Below are 18,756 nucleotides of genomic sequence, written 5' to 3'. Positions count from 1 at the left end.
GATGTCAACCAAACTAATATATATAAAGCGACTTTGCCTTGCCGTATCCCTGACCCTGTTTCAGTTCGTAGCCAATGTTGCATACGCCCAGAATCTTTCCAATAAAGGGAAAGATTTCTGGGTGGGCTACGGACACCACCAGTTCATGGAAATGGGGCAAAGCAATAGCCAGGAAATGATCCTGTACCTGAGTGCAGAGCAACCTGCCACAGTTACAGTGAGCATTACCGGCACCACCTGGACGCGCACGTATAGCATCCCGGCTAATACCGTTATTGCTTCTGACCTGATCCCCAAATCGGGCGCTATAGATGCACGACTGTATTCCCTGCCGCCATCTTTTGGCGGTACCGGCGGTGAAGGTGTTTTTACGGGCAAGTCTATTCACATACAAAGTAACGTGCCCATTGTTGCCTATGCGCATATTTATGGTAGCGCTTCTTCGGGTGCTACGATGCTGATGCCGGAAGAAACGTGGGGCTATTCCTACATCTCTGTAAACAGTATGCAGAACTACGCAGATGACTGTTTCTCCTGGATGTTCGTAATAGCAAATCAGAATAATACCGTAGTGGAAATCACGCCTTCAGTATTAACCCGCAACGGCCGGCCTGCCGGCGTACCGTTTACGGTTACACTAAACCGGGGGGATATTTACCAGCTGGTAGGCGCCTCGCTTGGTGGTGGTGCAGGCCGGCAGCTGACCGGTACTACCATTAAATCGATCGGTAACCCAATGGGACAGTGTTATCCCGTGGCTGTATATTCCGGCAGCAGCCGTACGGCCATTACCTGCAATAACACCGGCAGCAGCGGCGATAATAATATCCAGCAGATTTTCCCGTTCCAGGCATGGGGTAAACGTTATCTCACCGCGCCCACGTCTGAAGATGATATGCCGTCTACTCTCCAGTATAATATCTATAAAGTAGTGGTGAAAGATCCTGCTACCATTGTAAAAAGAAATGGTGTTATCCTCACCGGTCTGATCGCCAATTCCTACTACGAGTTTGTTAGCAATACCGCCGATTATATAGAATCCGATAAACCGGTACTGGTGGCGCAGTTTATGTCATCGTCCGGTGCCTGTGGCAACAATGGCGGATTAGGTGATCCGGAAATGGTGTACCTGAGTCCTATTGAACAGGCCATCAAACGGATTGGTTTTTACCGGAACGACCGTGAGTTTATAGAAACCAACTATCTCACCATGATCATTCCCACAGCCGGCGTTACCTCGCTCAGGATTGACGGCAGCCCGTTGTTCGACTTCTCGTACCCGCACCCTAACCTCAACGGTTATACGGTGGTGATCAAAAGATGGCCGGCTGCACCTGCACAATGTATTGTGAGCAGCGACTCGGCTTTCACCGCGGTTACCTATGGCCTGGGCAGCGTGGAAAGTTATGGTTATAACGCAGGCACACTGATCAATAACCTCAATGCCGTAGGCTCTATTCACAACAGTTATGATACCTCTAAAACGTCGAATGATTTCACCTGTACCAATACGCCCGTGCAATTATCCATTTTAATGGCGTATAAGCCTACAAAAATGGTATGGCGGCTCAGCACACTTGGCACCGCCATTACACCAAATGCAGATGTAACAGTCAACGCGCCGGTAAGCACCGGTACGGTACTGATCAACGGGATCACTTATTATAAATACTCTTTACCCGGTACTTACCAGTTCAGCGCCATAGGAGAGTACGATGTGCCGGTGATGTCCACACATCCGAGCATTGAAAACTGTAACAACACAGAGAAGGTGGGATTCACGGTACCCGTGAAAGGAAAGCCGCGTGCGGTAATGACCTACACCTATACCGGGTGCACACTGGATACTGTTTATTTTAAGGGAGATACAAGCCTGAAGAATCCGCTGATCGATCGCTGGCAGTGGGAGTTCCCGGGAGCGGTAAAAGACAGTGGCATACAGGTAGGAAAAGTATTTCCTGTAGGTAATGCTGCCGTAAAGCTAACGGTAATTTCAAGAGATGGTTGTGTGGGAGATACTTCCTTCCAGGTGGCTGCAGTGGCTAAGCCGGTAGCGTCATTTACTACAGACGCCGCGGCATTGTGCGAAGGAGGGGTATTGAAGATTACTGATAACGCTACCTATGGAGGTACAGCGCCTTTAAAGTCGTGGTACTGGAACTTTGGTAATGATTCTGTACTGAATGCCACTACCGGCGCCGTACAAACGATTACTTACAAAGACCATAACACCTACACCATAAAACACGTGGTGAAAGTAAGCAACCTCTGTGTGAGCGACACCGTTTCAAAAACGGTTACGGTATATGCCAAACCCAATCCGCTCTTCGCTTATCCCGGCGATTGCCTCCCGGTAGGCGGCCTGGTACAGTTTACCAGCGGCGCAGTAGTGCCTGATGCGCAAACCATCAGTACACATGCCTGGAACTTCGGGGATGCCTACGCAACAACTGCGAATCCGAATACCTCCGTGGCGAAAGATCCCACGCACGCCTATACGAAGTTTGGCACTTACTCCATTAAGTATAGTGTAACTACCGATAAAGGCTGTACGAAAGATACTACGGTAACGGCTACTTTTAAACTGAAACCACAACTGGCCTATGCTGCCCTGACCGGCGTTTGCGTAAACACGCCCGGTACCATAGCAGTAGGCAAAGCCACTATACAAAATGGCGTGGCCGGTAAAGGCTACTATCGTGGCCCGGCTACGGACTCCACGGGTAACTTCACACCTGCCACCGCAGGCGCCGGTACGCATACCATCTGGTATGTGTTTACCACCGACAGTGGCTGTACCGATTCTATTTCCACTACGCTGGTAGTATATCCTAAACCTGCAGCTGCATTCACTGCTACGGCAGGTTTGTGCCTGGGGCAGAGTGCCGTTTTCACGGACCAGTCTACCATCTCCGCCGGAAACATTACCAACTGGAAATGGGACCTGGCCAATGGTACATTGAGAAACAACACCAATAACAATCCGTTTACCATCACTTACCTGAAAGACAGCGTTTACCTCGTGAAGCTGGTGGCAGTGAGTGATCATAATTGCATCAGCGATACCGCCAAAGCCATAGTGGCCGTGCATGAGCTGCCTAAAGCAGATTTCACATTACCTGCCAAAGTATGTATGCCGGATGGAACCGCTGCGTTTACCAATCTCACTACAGCAAAAGATAAGTCGGGCCTTTCATATCAGTGGAGTTTCGGCGATGGTGGTACAGGCTCCGCAGCAAAAGATCCTGTCTGGCAGTACAAAGCCTTTGGACCGTTTAATGTGAAACTGGTGGCTACTACTGCTTATGGTTGTAAAGATTCGTCGGCTAAAACATTAAGTGCCTTCTTTGGTCAGCCGGTGGCGTCCTTTAAAGTAACGCCGGATACCCTTTGCCAGGGCGCCGATAATGTATTTACCGATCAGAGTACAGATCCTACCGGAACCATTAATAAATGGGAGTGGAGCTTTGGTGATGGCACCACTTCTACTGAACAGCACCCGGTAAAAAAATATACCGCACCTGGTGAATACAGTGTGCAGTTGCAGGTAGCAAATCAGTCGGGTTGCGGATCTTCTGCCTATAGCAGTAAGGTGATCGTATACCTCCAGCCGGTGATAGATGCCGGACCATCCTTTGTTGTGCCACAGGGTACTGTTGTGAGCTTCAGGCCTGTGGCCAACGATTCGGTGAACCTCACTTTTGCCTGGGACCCTGCAGCCGACTTCCCCGATCCTACGGTGTTGTCGCCGGTAATTCCCGCTATGCATGATGCCACTTACACACTTACTGCCATCGGCAAGTACGGTTGTATGGCACGTGACGCCATGACGGTGAAAGTGCTGAAGCCCGTTGCGCCACCAAATGCTTTCTCTCCAAACGGAGATGGTGTGAATGATACCTGGATCATCAGCAACCTGTCTGATTATGCAGAAAGCACCGTGGAAGTATTTAACCGCTATGGACAAAGGATATACCGCTCCACCGGTTATAGTGTACCGTGGGACGGACGGTTTAAAGGCAACCAGCTGCCACTGGCCACTTACTATTATGTAATTAAGCTCAGGGCAGGTATGGCGCCTATCACGGGCTATGTAACTATTATCAGGTAAAGTAAATCATTCACATAAAATTGTATTGTAAATGAGAACGATCATTGCAACCTTATTCATCTTTGCAGCCACTGTATGCTCCGGTACCCGGTTAATGGCGCAAACCGATCCCCATTTTTCCCAGTACTACGTATATCCGTCGTGGTTAAACCCTGCGCTTACCGGCGTATTTGACGGCGACTACCGCGTGGCGGCAATTTACCGTACCCAGTGGGGAAATATCAGCCCGTTTAAAACATATGGCGTAAGCGGGGAAATACCCACTGCAAAGAATATTAATATAGGCGCCAGCGTATTAAACCAAACTGCCGGCGATGGCGGTTACAATTATACCACCGCCTACGTAAGCGCGGCCTACACCGGTGTGAAACTGGATGCTTCCCATTATCACCAGTTAAACTTTGGCTTACAGCTCGGCTTTATCCAGCGGAGGTTTGACCCATCCAAACTCACCTATGGTGAGCAGTGGAATCCTGTTACGGGATACAACCCCGGCAACCCGGTATCGGATGTACTTACCCGCAACTCGGCAGCCTCCTTTGATGCCGGTGCAGGCGCTTTGTATTATGACGCTACCCCCGGGAAGAACTTTAACATCTATGGCGGCGTATCCGTTATGCATCTCACAAAACCACAGGACCAGTTCAGCGCCAAAGGAGATGCCCGTTTCCCGATGCGCTTTAATGTACATGGTGGCGTGAAGTTAACACTGTCTGAAATACTCAGCATTACGCCCAACTTCCTGTTCATGCAGCAGGGACCTGCACAGGAAAAAATGATTGGCGCCTATGGCCAGTTGAATGCCGCCGCGGGAACGGATTTCCTGCTGGGCGTGAACTACCGGTATAAAGATGCCGTGACTACACACGCGGGATTCATCTATAAAAACATGATGCTTGGCGCCAGCTATGATATCAATACCTCCGATCTCAGCAAAATGGCGCATGGCTCCAACAGCTTTGAAATATCCCTTACGTTCATTGGTCGCAGATCGGTAAGAACACCGGATGTAGAATTTGTTTGTCCACGATTGTAATCAACTTTTAAAAGCAACAGGATCTCATGAAAAAAATATTATTTACTTCCGCATTGCTGTTATCCGGTATGATGTCGTTCGCACAGTTTACCTATAACTACCTCAAGGCGGCAGATCAGTACTACAGTAAAGAAGACTACAATTCAGCGGCTACCTATTATGAAAAGTACCTGGGCTCCCGCACCAAAACGGTGAAGCCGGATACTTACAAACCGTATGCCGCCGTGTCTGTGGTAAAAAATAAAACAGTAAAGGTGAGCAGTGAGCAACAGGCGGTGTATAAGCTGGCTGAGAGTTACCGCAATCTTCATAACTACGGTAAGGCGGCGCCATATTATGAATCCGTGATGGAACTGGATAAAACCAGTTTCCCGCTGGCGTCTTATTACTATGCGGTATCCCTGCGCGCACTGGCTAAATATGAAGAAGCCACGCAGGCATTTAAAAATTTTCTCGACGGCTATACCGCTAATGACAAATTCACGGAAGCGGCTAAACGCGAATTGCAGAACCTGGAATTTATTATGGCGCAGCTGAATAAAAAAGATCTGTCGGAGTACAGCGTAAAGAAGGCGCCTCCTGCGTTAAATACCACCGGCGCCAGTTATGCGCCTTTGTGGAGCAATGGTAGTACCCTCATCTTTACCTCTACTAGGCCGGATAGTTCTTTTCAAAAAAATCATACCTATATCAACCGCTTATATACCGCCAGCTATGAAGCCGGGGAGGTATCCGGTATCCGTCTGTTAAAGCTGGATCAACCGGAAGGACTACACCAGGGCGCTGCGTGTTTGTCGCCCAACGGGGAGTTGTTATTCCTTACCCGCTGGCATATTGATCATGGTAAGAAAGTGTCGGCCATATATGTGTCGCGTAAAAACGGCGATAACTGGAGCGACCCGGTAGTGATGGATGCACTGGTGAATTCGGCAGGTAATAATACCCAGCAACCGTATTTACTGGAAGATGGCAAAACATTGTTGTACGCCAGCGACAGGGCCGATGGCTACGGTGGTTTCGACTTATGGTATGCCACCATTGATGAATCGGGTAAACCCTTGCAAACAGCTAACCTGGGAGAAGTAATCAACACCGCCGGCAATGAACAGGCGCCATTTTATCATGCCGCTACCAAAACGCTGATCTTCTCTGCGGACAACCGCGTGGGCATGGGCGGGTACGACTTCTTCTCCAGCAAAGGAAATATAGGTACGTGGAAAGCGCCGGTGAACATGGGTTACCCGGTGAACTCTGTGAAAGATGATATTTATTTTACCAGCAGAAGCAATAATAAAAACCTGCTGGATGAAGTACTGCTGGGTACCGACCGCGCCGCAGAATGCTGCCTGGAGCTGTTCTTTGTACATAAAAACCGTCCGCCGAAGCAATTAAGCGGTATCGTGGTATCCTGCGATAATAATACGCCGCTGGCAGGTGCAGCCATTAACGTAATAGATACCATCAGCAATAAAGTGGTATACACGCACACTACTGCCGCCGATGGTAGCTATGCTTTTACCGTGGAAGATTTTTTACCGTTAAAAGCCGTAGCTAACGCAGATGGATATACGACAAATACGCAGCAGATAACCGTTCCGTTGAACGAAGACACCGCCGGTGTGACGGTGCCGGTATTATGCCTGGCGAAACTCGTTACGCCGGAAGCCCCGGTAGTGCTGGAAAACGTGTATTACGATTTCAACAAGGCAACGTTACAGGAAGGTTCATTCCCTTCATTGGATAAACTCGCGGAACTGCTCACCGCCAATCCGGATATGCATATAGAGCTGAGTGCGCACACGGATAGCAAAGGTAAGCCCGCCTTTAACCAGCGCTTGTCGGAAGCCCGTGCAAAAACCTGCGTGGAATATCTCGTAAGCAAAGGTATTGACCGCTCCAGGCTTACTTATATAGGCTATGGCGATACGCAGCCGGTAGCGCCCAATACCCTGGAAGATGGTAGTGATAATCCGGAAGGAAGGCAGAAGAACAGGAGAACGGCATTTACCATCATTAAAAAGTAACAGCCCGGCTGTTTAACCCAAAATCACTGATCCATGAAAAACATTGTGCTCACAGGTTTGCTTGTTTTGCTCGTGCATGTTACCCATGCACAGCAACAGCCACATTACACGCAGTATATCATGAATCCTTTCATCATCAACCCGGCATTGGCGGGTATTGAAAACTACTGGGACCTGCGCTTCAGTCACCGGCATCAGTGGGTAGGTATGAAAGGTGCACCGGTAACCACGTATATGACCCTGCAGGGGCCTTTGCGTAAATCGGATTACAGTACCGCGTCGCCCACGGGCTTTGATCCGGAAGGGAGTAATCCCCGCGGAAAAGCCTACTGGCAGGACTATACCACGCCGCCTCCGCATCCGGGTGTGGGACTCACTGTGCTGAACGACAAAACCGGTCCGCTCAACCGCTTTTCCATTAGCGGCGCCTATGCGCATCACATCAATCTTTCTCCCAGAACCAGCGTCAGCGCAGGTATTGGTATCGGTATGCAACAGGTGAGTCTGGATGCAAGCAGGGTAGAATTCTTTGATCCTTCCGATCCTGTACTGGGTACCAGCACAGGTATACTGAACAAATGGAAGCCGGAAGTAAACGCAGGACTGTGGCTGTATTCGGCAGATTATTTTGCCGGCTTATCCGTCCAGAATATTATCCCGCAGCAAATCGGGTTTGATAATGGCAAAGTAGTAGGCGACTCTGTTTACAGCGGCAAACTGGTACCACATTTATTCTTTACTACCGGCTACCGGTTATGGATAAACGACGATCTGAATGTGATGCCGTCGGTGATGCTGAAAATGATTACCGCCATGCCGTTCAGTGTAGATGTCAACGCCAGGTTCATGTATCGCGACCGCCTCTGGCTGGGCGCTTCCTACCGTATAAACGATGGGGTGGCGGCTATGTTTGGGGTAAACATCAGCTCACAGTTTAACATTGGCTACTCTTACGACTATACGTCGTCTTCCCTGAATACAGTGAGCAGGGGCACTCATGAAATCATGATCGGTTTCCTGCTGGGTAACAAGTATGGAGATACCTGTCCCCGTAACGTATGGTAGCGGCTATCAATTTTTTCATCTTTTCATTTAATCAATAAAAACAAACAAACAATTGTCATTATGAAACAGGTTACACGCTTTATGCCCTATGCATTGATCACTGCGGTTGTATTATTTTTTGCTGCCTGCTCCAAAGATGGAGATCCGGGTCCTGCTGGTCCTGCGGGCCCTGTTGGTCCAAGCGGTATCCCCGGACCTACCGGTCCTAAAGGCGATTCAGGTCTGCCCGGTACTGCGAATGTTATTTATTCCACCTGGAAGGATGTGGCGTTTGCGCCTGCAGATACCATCTTTAATCAGAATGGTACTATTAACACCATCATATATGGCGCCAGCCTGGATGCTCCGAAGTTAACAGCTCCTTTACTGGCCAATGCGTCTATCAACGTATATATCAATCTCGGTACTGCTGCCAATTCTTTCGTACAAGCGTTGCCGTATGTAGATGAATATGGTTACCTGGTAAGGTTTGTAGCCTCTGTCGGCGCCATCGACCTGCTTGCGAATGCACCTATCAGTACCACTACTACGGATAAACGTTATCAATACAGGTATGTAATTATTCCCGGTGGCGTGTCTGCAAGATCTGCGGCAGGTATCGACTGGAACGACTACAGCCAGGTAAAAAAATATTTAAATCTCAAGGACTAGGTTGGCTAATACAACCACCAGTATATAAAAGGGCTGCCCTGTTCAGGGTGGCCCCCATCTGAAAACATTCATTGACCAAAATTTATGAAACCGTGTATGAACCCATATAGTGACCTTACGGATCAGGAGTTGATCCGCCTGTATATTGCAGGAAACAACCCAGCCTTTACCGCATTGGTATACCGCCATAAGAACAGGATCTTTACTACTATTGTTTTACTTGTGAGAGACAGAAGCCTGGCAGAAGATATTTTCCAGGAAGTATTTATAAAGATAGTGAACGCATTGCAATCGGGACACTATGTTGATAACAGCCGGTTCCTGGCGTGGGCGGTAAGGATTGCCCATAACGCCTGTATCAGTCATTTCAGGAAAGCTAATCAACGGCAAAGCACTATAGTCACCTACAACGATGACCTGGGCGATTATATGGAGGTTACGGAACACAGCCAGGAGTACCGCATGATCCGGGCGGAGGTGACTGAAGAAATAAACAGGATGCTCGACCGTTTGCCCGGACTGCAGCGTGAAGCCCTCATCCTGCGGTATTACGCCGATCTGAGTTATAAGGAAATGGCGCAAACCATTGGCATCAGCATTAATACAGCACTGGGAAGGGTACGGTACGCATTGATGAATTTAAGAAAACAGGCCGGTGTTGAAAACCTTGTATCTGTATAATCCTGCGGGTTAAACTAATTCTTTTAACATGTTGAAAGCCGGCGCTTTTTCGTTAATTTCATTATACGGATTAACGAAAACAGTATCCCCATGTATACCCGAAATAGCCCCCAGGAACGTACCTTTCGCAGCAATGCGGATCACATAGCAGGCAGGAATGGTATCTCTCAACATGCGCCGGTCCAGCGAAAGTTTATCTATCAAGGTACAGAAGAGGAACCTACCATCAGTGATATCATTGCATTGAATCCTGCACTGTTTGAACCAAACTATGGTTTAATACAGATATTAATGCGGGAGCCCAAAATATATCCGCTGGAGAAAGGTAAAGAGGCGCAAGCTATTGAACACTACATCAGTGAATTTAAGGGTAAGGAAGATGGGGGCCTGCCAAAGATCATTCATTTCATCTGGATAGGAGGCTCCATGCCCGGAAGCGGGAAAACGAATGTACTTGCGTGGAAGGAAAGAAATCCTGCCGCGCAGATCTGGTTGTGGTCTGATAGCCGCTGGCGCGACCGGACTAATCATATACAAAATGGTTTTGGAGATATGTCTGTCTGGGCTGGCGAGCATGGAATCATTATTAAAGATATTTCTGCCGACAACAGCATCTTTACAGAACATTATCAGAAGGAGGCCGGCTATATTAAAAGAGCACCTGGTGATCCAAATGATACATGGACCAATTTTGGCACTGCATCCGACCTGGCGCGTTACAGTATTCTCAGTAAGTATGGCGGCATTTATTCAGACAGCGATCTTGGTTTCCGAAAGAATACGGAGGAAGGTGGTGCATCCGGCGGTTCGGCTGAAGTGGAACATCCTGATTTGTTTGAAGAAGTAAAAAAGAAGATCTATAAAACCGGCATGCTCACTCATAACAGGTCGGAAGCTAAAAAAGCCACCAACGACCTGATCGCTTCATTACCAGGTGCGGAGAATATAAGTCTTATCAGCGCCAATGCAGAGAAGAAATTGAACGAGTTATATGCAGATGGCGAAAGGATTAAAGAGTATCCTGACGCTTCAGGTGATAACCCTTTGTATAGCCCCCGGGGATTAGAAACAATGGGTTCTACAGGTCCGGAGGGAATGCGGGAAACATTAAGAACCAACAGCAGGATAAGAGGAATCCCCCGCAATATTGGAAATAAAAAGTACTTCAGTGAAGCAATGGAAAATAAAATATCGGCAGACGATCTGTCTATTAAAGTCCCTTCACTGGCGGTCAGTGATTTTGAAGGAAGCGATATGTCCTGGCTGAAGTAGCAGTAAGGCTTACACAATCTTTCCATCTTTCCCAAACTCCTTGCGGATGCCCGCCAGCACATCCTTTTGCCGGATGGTTTTATCTCCCCGTTTCAGTGCCATCAGACAACTGTAACGCACTACGTTGATAATGGTGCCACCGGTCATTTCATATTTACGCGCAGTGTCTTCCAGGTTCACCTTATCTTCCAGCGCTATATGTGCGGGAAACGATTGTTCCCATATGCGTAACCGTTGCTCCGGGCCAGGCATAGAGAAATAGATCATCGATTGAAAACGGCGGGCGAAAGCTTCATCAATATTGGCTTTCAGGTTAGTAGCTAATATCACCACGCCGGGAAAATCTTCTACGCGCTGTAGCAGGTATGCCACTTCCTGGTTAGCATACCGGTCGTTGGAAGAAGAGGTTTGCGTGCGTTTTCCAAACAACGCATCTGCTTCATCAAAAAACAAAATCCACTGCTGGTTGATAGCCCTGTCAAATACCTGCGCAAGGTTCTTTTCTGTTTCACCAATAAATTTTGATACCACCATTGATAAGTCGATCCGGTACACATCCATGTTGAACGTTTTGCCCAGCAGGCAGGCGGTGAGCGACTTTCCCGTTCCCGGCGGACCATAAAAAAGACTGCGGAAGCCAGGTTTTATTTTGTTGTGCATGCCCCAGTCATGCAACAGGGTAGTACCATGCTCTATCCAGGTACGGATATCTTCCACTTCTTCCATCGCATGCGGCTCCAGCACCAGGTCGCGCCACTCCATACCCGTTTCAATACGTTTGGCAGGAAACTGTGTATTGTAATCGGGGCGATGCGAAAGCCCTTGTGTAAACAGGCTGAGATATTCGGCCGAGAGGCTCAGGGTGCCGCTTAGCAGCGGCTCTTCGCCGGCTGGAGTAAGTCTGAGGATCTGGTGTTTGGCAAAGAAATGATCAGGACTGAAATAGCGGATCAGGTTAAACCGTTGTTGCAGGTCGCCGGTAGCCAGCAGAAAAGCGGCTGTTTCCCCGGTTGGCAAAAAGCCGCCATGCATCAGTCCTTTAATACCGCCAAATTCTGTAAAGCCCCTGTCGTATGTAGCGTTCTTTACAAAGAAAATGTCCAGCAGCTGTGGTTGTATATGCGGGATGAGTGCGAGCAGCAATATGGTCCGTTCGGCATGCGACATGCCGTAGTGTTTTATGATCTGTGCGTACACAGATGGATCGTCTGAGAGGTCCGGCATGGGTGGGTATTCCACCACTGATTGCTGGAAGTATTGCTGCATCCGTGCTTCGGCCAGTAACCGGAACCACTCCAGTTCTTTTTCCAATGCAGCCGCATTGGCTGCTATTAACTGTATGCCCATTCTGTATATATAGTTTTTTCCATCCACGGGGTTTTGATCATGCCAATGCCCCAGGGTAAGGTTTGAAGTATCATGTCGTAGCCTCGTTCTTCCACGCGTAGCCACCAGTCATCATCTTTTTCCCAGAGCGCGCCGTCGCGCTGCAGGAAGGCCGCCTGGAAGCCTTCCACAGAAGAGTTGTTCATTTTCTCCCAGCGCTGGATCACTACTTTCAGCAGTTCTTCGCAGAGCTGTTTTTCTTCGTTTGTCAGTAACATCTCTGCCGGTACCGGTTCTTCCAGTGGGAGGGCGCACATTATTTTATTGAGTGCCAACTCATGCTCTGCATGTATTTCCTTTCCGTTTACCATATACTGAAGCAGGTGTACTGCACGATGCTGCGCATCCCTGTTTACAAACCCTTCGTCGTTTACAAGGCCAATCCGTTTAAAGCCATAAGGAATAAACGGATGGAGTATAATCAGACCGGCGTTGCCGGTGTAAATGGTATCCAGTGGTGGCTTCTTTACTTTAGCCCAGCTCTCCGGTTCCCGTGGCGGTATTTCCGGTATTTCCGGCGGCCCGGCGGCTGCGGAGGTAACGGCCCTCATGGTTTGTAGCTGGTCTTTTTCGTAGAGGCTTTCCCGTAGCAAGGCCCGGTGGCGGTTGGCAGTAATATTTAGCTGTGCTTCCTGCTGCAATACCGGTACCACATGCCGTATATGCGTATACGATAGTGCTGCCGGCTGTTGTGCTGTTTTTACCAGCTGGCTGATTAATGCCTCCGCTATGCCGGGCGCCGCCACGTTCACAAAATCGAGGAAACGGGTAGCATAGCTGCGCGCATCGTATACATGTATATGCGCACCCAGCAATAGCAGGTGAAACCGCCGGAATACCTGTTGCAGCTGCATTTTTTCCTGGCTGCCGGGAAGCAGTGTTTCCAGCAGCCGTTGCAATTCATGCAGCGCATCGGTGGCGTTAGCGCTCCAGCCAAGCGGCACATCCTGCATGATATCGAGAAAAGCTTCTTCGTCGAGATGCTGCGCCATTTGTTCTATCAGCGCGGTATGCTGTAGTATTTTACTATAGAATAATTTCCGTTCCTGCCGGCTGCGCTGTTTATAAAAACGGACGGCTTTCCGCAGGTCGGTGATGCTGCCCTGGTGACTATTACCGGCTGTTTCCTGCAACAGGAGCAAACTATCCTGTACGGCGAATACATCCAGGCTTTGCCGGATATGACTGTCAGGTACCCCGGCATAGAAGGAGAATAACCCATATATCTGCAGCCTGGCCGCCAGCTGCTGCCGGTAGCTGGTAAAGAGCTGTTGAAGGATGGCCGGGGCGGCGTTAAACAACAGGATCACGGTTGCTTTGATGATTTCATTAGTCGCCGATACTGACAGGGAGCCCAGTTTGTCGGGCAACCGGTGGCGTGTAAGGTACACCGTTAGTAACTGCCTAGCTTCGTCCAGCACTGTTTGTTGCTGATGCTCCGTGGTAATAGCGGTGTAGCGCTGCATACGTTGCAGCAACGACCGGAACGCTACTGCGGGCTGGTAGATCCTGCTATTGCTGCCTGCGGTAAACGGGGCGCTACCTGCCGCAATGGTTTTCTCCAGCCAGGGTTGCAGCAATGCCTGTACCGGCTCGATATGTGGTTCCAGTTGCAGGAAGAGTTCCTCCAGCTGCCGGAACAAGGAAGGCGATAAGGTAATGTTGTTCTGCAATACTTTCATGTGTTCCTCATGATATTCGTATAGCCATTGCAGTAATCTTGCTGCATAAGCCACTGAGGAGTTACCTGCTGCCGGAGGCAATTGTCCCGTGGTCAGGAATTGTTGCAGCCAGCTGGTTACCAAGTCGGGGGAGGCTGTTATCTGCGGCGGTAAGCGTTCTGTTTCCTGCGTGGAAACGGAATGCGCGGGTATGGTCCATGCCTGCAGATCATTGGCCAGCACGGTATTGCCGGAAAGATGATTAATAACAGGTAGCAGCTGTTGCAATAGGAAACGGATCATATGCGGCGCAGCCACAGGAGTCTCCGACCAGGTAGGAAGGAGCAGATGTTGCAGCAATATTTCCTTATTGATCCGCCGGTAGCGCGTGACTGCAAGCGATTGCCAGATAGCTTGCAGGATAAACTGCTCCGGCGGCAGGGTACTCACCGTAACGAATTGTTGCACGGCCATTAACAGCGTATATACGTTGTCGTATATTTCTTCTGCGGCGCTGCTCATCCCACTGCTCTTCAGCAGCCGGAAAAATACCGCGGGCTTTACGCCGGTAACCAGCCGGTACATCGCTCCTGGTAAGGTGCCGGCGTATTCGAGGATGGTCAGCGTTTGGTCCGGATGCTGATCGGCCAGCTGCTCCAGTAAGCTGTTAAGAGAGTAGTGCGCATACGTTTTTCCCCACCAGGAAATGCTGCCATAGGTAAGCAGGTGCAGGATCACGTCGCGGAGTAGTAACCGTTTTATACCTGTGTCTCCGGCAAAGGGCGCCGTGGCAATGGCGTCGTTTGCCCAGTTTTTTATCTCCCTTAAATACCCTGTTTGCTCAACTGCTACTGCATTGGTTTGCATCAGCTCATTCCACCGGTGGGCCGCCGTTTGGTGTTGCAATACCAGCTGCAACATCTGTTTCAGGGAGGTGGCTGCACGGTAACCGGTATTGTTAAACATCAGCTGGAGAGATGCCGGGGTAACACCCGGCGCCCACCACGGAATAGCGCCATACAACAGGTAGTAGCGGAGTACATTGATTTGTTCCCCGGTATCTGCCATTAATTTTTTGTAAGAAGGATCGCTGCCGGAAACCAGTTTTCGTTGAGGGGTAACTGTTAGTTCGTTATAAAGATCCCTGATATAGCTGCCCAGTCCCGTTTCCGGGATGGAAGATTTGTATCGCCATAACGCCTCGTAAAACAGCTCCAGGATGGTTTCATAAGAAAGATTGAAATGCCCGGCCAGCTTCAGCAGGTTGCTGCGTACAAACTCTTTGCGGTTAAAATTGCTGCCCCGCTCCATAATGAGATAGGTGAGCATAAACAACCACACGGCTTTTTCCAGTTCGCTGGCTTCCGTATGCAGTAGTTGCTGCTGTTGTTGCAGCAACACTATTTCCCGGCTTCCGGCAATAATAAACAATGCTTCCGCCGGCTCCAGTACTTCCACGATAGCCTGTAATACGGCAACGGGAAATTGCCACACGATCCGCTCCCGTACACTTTGACTCCGGCCAATGCTGCGGATAAAATCAGCCAGTTTACCGGGAGATGTTTTTGATAACTGCAAAACGATCTCTCCCGGTTGTGCGCGTTCAGCAGCAGTAGCCCACCAGGGCATTACACCCTGCAACAGGAAAAAGGTCATCAGCTCCAGCTGCCGGTCTTCGCCTTTCCGGATGGTAATGTCCCCGCTAACGCTATGCTGTGTGCCTGCCTGCTGATGATACAGCAGGTCGGTCAGCGCCTGTTGCAAAGCCGCCAGTATCTTCGCCGGCAGCTCAGTTTCCAGGTCTTTGAAAGGAATGGCGCCAATGTCCAGCACCAGGCCATCGATAGAGGCCATCATATCAGCGGGGATCAGTTGTTGCAGCAGTTCATCCGTACGGTTGCTGATGCTTTGTCGGAAAAGCATACTTACTTTGTCCTGCAAGGCAAAAGCCCTGGGCCTCGAATCGTAGGTGATGTCAAAGCTGTATCGCCGGATGATGTGTGCTTCCATTATACGGTAACTACATGTTGAGAAAATGCCGGATCCTTTATCATAAGCTCCAGTAATGCAGTAGCGGCGGAGGGCCGGTCGCCCTCTCCACGCATTGCTTTGAGCCAGCCGAAATAACGTGATTCAAAATCCTGCATGGCGGTGATCCCCAGCCAGCTAAAGTTCATGCGGAACTGTACAGGAGTATGTTCCCGGAAAAGTCCTTCGGTAAAATTCCTGAACTCTTTATACTGGAAGCGTGCCGGCCATGAAGGAAAAATAATGCTCATGCCGAATTTGAAAAAGTCTTCCTGCAACATTTGCGATGCACCCTGTTTTACATAGAGCGCCACACGCACCTGCCGGTGCTGCCCGGTTTTCATCTGCCTGATCAGCAACAGCAGATCCAGCATTGTTTTCTCAGCGGCTGCTTTATAATCAGGCGACGTGAAATGCGATGCTGTTAACAGTTCCGGCGTATCCGCCGGATAGAAGTAGATCTTGTAATACTGCTGTAGCTGTTGCCAGCTGCCATAGGCATCCTTTTCATTAAGGGCCGCTGCCAGCGGCGCCATGTTTTCCAGCTGTGCTTCCCGTTCATCGAGGGTGAGCCATTGTGCATGTTGCAGCAACAGTTTATTGGCCCTGCTGTAAATGCGGAATCCAAAACTGCGGTCTGCGTACGCAGGCTTCAGCAGCAGGTGTTCCAGCAGGTAGCATCCTTCGGATGCTATACTGATCTGCTTCAGGTGCCGGATCATTTCTTTTTGCGCCTGTGCAGCTTCTTCATGGGTCTGTTCCCGGCTTACTACCTGCCATAATGCGTGTGCAGCATGACGGTATACCACCAGGTAAACATCTTCTTCCTCATCATATACAATGCGGTAATTGCCGGGGTCCAGTCCGTAGCGCAGCAGGGACACGGATTGCCGGCCGTAGTCGTATTTCTTGTCGGTAATGATTTCACCGGAGGTACTCTCAGCAATATTCACTTTCAGCAGTTCATCTTTTACTTTATATTCCTTTACCAGGTGAACATGGAGGTGTGGTTCGGAAGGGTGGTTCACCGCTACTTTCCAGCTGCCGGTGTCAAATACGGCGGTAAGCCGTTTTCTTTTTTCCACGCGCACATGCAGCAGTTTATGCAAGATGTTTTCATAACCGGATAAGGTGCCTTCATTAAAAATATCTTCCCGGTAGTTAAACGACCGGTTGCGGTTAGCGCTAAGTGCCGGCAGGTCGCGCAGGATCTCCGCTTTCCATTCCAGCTCCGCGCTGATCCGGGTAGGAGGAGCGTCGCGGGAATACGTTTGTTCATAGAAAGAAACCGGGTATTTCAGTAACACTAGGTTGAAACGGGCCAGCAAATGATCCAGGATTGTGTTCTTTCGCTGCTGGTACACTTTGTCTGGCTCTGCGGCTTCCTGCATGTTTTTAATATAGGGGTTCCCGTTATCCTTCCTGAAATCATCCCAGGAGCCTGGTATAGCCTGATCGGTAAACGCTTTCAATAAGGTGGCGGCGTGTGGTACGTTGTACAATGGTTGTGTGGCATACGTAGTTGCGGGTACCTGTTGCAGGAAAGGTGAAAACAAATTGCCCATGTTACTCAGCTGCGCGAGATAGTTGGCCAGCAGTTGTTCAAAGAAAAGCAGGTACGCTTTCAGCTGTTTTGCCTGTGCCTGGCGGAGGGCAGGCGAATCTTTTTCCAGCCCTTCATGCCCGATGCCATAAATAGCCGGGAAGTAGTGTTGCAGCGAATAGTACTGGCCTAAGTTACGGTAGGTGCCTTTCAGCGGTTTGGAAGCCTCGGAGTTTTGATGGCCTGCAAACTTCCTGCGGGTCACCGTTTTCACCTGTTCGTACATATTGAGAAAGCCGGCATCACGCAGACTGTATTCAAATTTATCGCTCGATATTTTTATCTCGTGTTTTTCACTCACCATCTCCAGGTAAGGGTAGTGGCCTTCTTTGATCTGTACAGGTTTCGCCTGGAAGTTACCATTTTCATCTGCGAGGTAAATGGCTTTTACTTTCATTACGCCGGGTACTTCTGATACGCTTTTCATCAGGTCGGCGGGATCGGCAGTTTGTTTGCGGGGATGCAGATCGCTGTTTGCCACGAAGCCTTTTTTCAGTAGCGGACCTGCATACATTTCTTCTGCAGTATGGCCATTGATATACATTTCCGCGGCCGATACAAATCTTACCGGCGGATGGATAGTCATTTCAAAAGCATTGCACATGAGGGCGAGGATCTGCTGGGGTTCATGTCTGCTGTCTACAAAAATTTCCGCCTTGATAAAAATTTCCTGTGGTTGCAGTACTATTGCGGGTTCAAAGTCTTCCCCGATATTCCGGTACGATTGCAGGAGATGATCGGTTTGCGCTGCGAGCTGTTGTACCTGGTCTGCATTGGCTTTCATGTTCCTCGCAATCGCATCTTCCACCTGTATAAATACCCGGTATACGCCTTTTGTACAACCGGATGGGTGGGCGGTTTGCACGGGTTCAATCCATACATTCTCTATATCGTCTATTTCATCCAGCACCACTTTACGATAATCGTTTGCCGTTACGGGTGCAGAGGTAAGCATTTCTGCACGCCGGAAAAAAGAGTGCGGCAAAGGATCAATGTCGCCCTTTTTATCTGCCAGTATTTCTTCTATCGGGAAAGCGGTACGGTAGGCGGGATCCGTGATCGCATAGCACAGCTGTTGCAGGATGGTTACACCGGGATCATGCAGGTTGTAATCGGTCCATTCGGTACCGGATAGCTCCTGCACGCGGGCAATCGCTTCCTTCATTAATAGATCATAATCCATTGCGGGCGCAATGGCTTTATCTCTGTTGATCAGAACGGGACTATCGGGCATATGA

At 49.4% G+C, this 18,756-nt stretch carries 10 protein-coding genes; 7 read left to right on the top strand and 3 right to left on the bottom strand.

Annotation, left to right across the window (positions count from 1 at the left end):
* Nucleotide 1: 1 nt before the first annotated feature.
* The 7 genes from B5Z18_RS01505 to B5Z18_RS01475 all read left to right on the top strand — a co-directional run bounded on the left by B5Z18_RS01505 (nt 2) and on the right by B5Z18_RS01475 (nt 10,840).
* Nucleotides 2-4,111 (top strand): PKD domain-containing protein, encoded by a 4,110-nt coding sequence (locus tag B5Z18_RS01505; RefSeq protein WP_079467647.1) that lies wholly within the window; start codon nt 2-4, stop codon nt 4,109-4,111.
* Nucleotides 4,112-4,142: 31 nt separating this feature from the next.
* Nucleotides 4,143-5,147, top strand: a complete 1,005-nt coding sequence (locus tag B5Z18_RS01500) for a PorP/SprF family type IX secretion system membrane protein (RefSeq protein ID WP_079467646.1) — start codon at nt 4,143-4,145, stop codon at nt 5,145-5,147.
* 26 nt (nt 5,148-5,173) lie between these two features.
* Nucleotides 5,174-7,171: an OmpA family protein gene (locus tag B5Z18_RS01495; RefSeq protein ID WP_079467645.1), complete on the top strand. Its 1,998-nt coding sequence runs from the start codon at nt 5,174-5,176 to the stop codon at nt 7,169-7,171.
* A 33-nt stretch (nt 7,172-7,204) separates the two neighbouring features.
* Nucleotides 7,205-8,236, top strand: a complete 1,032-nt coding sequence (locus B5Z18_RS01490) for a PorP/SprF family type IX secretion system membrane protein (protein WP_079467644.1) — start codon at nt 7,205-7,207, stop codon at nt 8,234-8,236.
* A 60-nt stretch (nt 8,237-8,296) separates the two neighbouring features.
* Nucleotides 8,297-8,887 (top strand): collagen-like triple helix repeat-containing protein, encoded by a 591-nt coding sequence (locus B5Z18_RS01485; RefSeq protein ID WP_079467643.1) that lies wholly within the window; start codon nt 8,297-8,299, stop codon nt 8,885-8,887.
* 96 nt (nt 8,888-8,983) lie between these two features.
* On the top strand, nt 8,984-9,568 hold the full coding sequence (locus tag B5Z18_RS01480; protein ID WP_079467642.1) for an RNA polymerase sigma factor: 585 nt from the start codon (nt 8,984-8,986) through the stop codon (nt 9,566-9,568).
* A 90-nt stretch (nt 9,569-9,658) separates the two neighbouring features.
* The gene (locus tag B5Z18_RS01475) at nt 9,659-10,840 is read left to right on the top strand and encodes a glycosyltransferase (protein ID WP_079467641.1); all 1,182 of its coding nucleotides are present in this window, start codon (nt 9,659-9,661) and stop codon (nt 10,838-10,840) included.
* A 9-nt stretch (nt 10,841-10,849) separates the two neighbouring features.
* Here the strand turns inward: B5Z18_RS01475 and B5Z18_RS01470 are convergent, their stop codons facing one another.
* The 3 genes from B5Z18_RS01470 to B5Z18_RS01460 are packed head-to-tail and all read right to left on the bottom strand — an operon-like array spanning nt 10,850 to nt 18,752.
* Nucleotides 10,850-12,187 carry an ATP-binding protein gene (locus B5Z18_RS01470; RefSeq protein WP_079467640.1) on the bottom strand — a complete coding sequence of 446 codons (1,338 nt, stop codon included), beginning with the start codon at nt 12,185-12,187 and terminating at the stop codon, nt 10,850-10,852.
* On the bottom strand, nt 12,172-15,897 hold the full coding sequence (locus tag B5Z18_RS01465) for a contractile injection system tape measure protein (RefSeq protein WP_079467639.1): 3,726 nt from the start codon (nt 15,895-15,897) through the stop codon (nt 12,172-12,174). Before B5Z18_RS01465 ends, B5Z18_RS01470 begins: the two co-directional genes overlap by 16 nt.
* Nucleotides 15,897-18,752 (bottom strand): hypothetical protein, encoded by a 2,856-nt coding sequence (locus B5Z18_RS01460; protein ID WP_079467638.1) that lies wholly within the window; start codon nt 18,750-18,752, stop codon nt 15,897-15,899. Before B5Z18_RS01460 ends, B5Z18_RS01465 begins: the two co-directional genes overlap by 1 nt.
* Nucleotides 18,753-18,756 lie beyond the last annotated feature (4 nt).

Source organism: Chitinophaga ginsengisegetis (assembly GCF_900168065.1).
In the GTDB taxonomy this organism is placed as follows: domain Bacteria; phylum Bacteroidota; class Bacteroidia; order Chitinophagales; family Chitinophagaceae; genus Chitinophaga; species Chitinophaga ginsengisegetis.
Note: the sequence above shows the minus strand (reverse complement) of the source record. Positions and strands in the feature narration are given on the sequence as shown.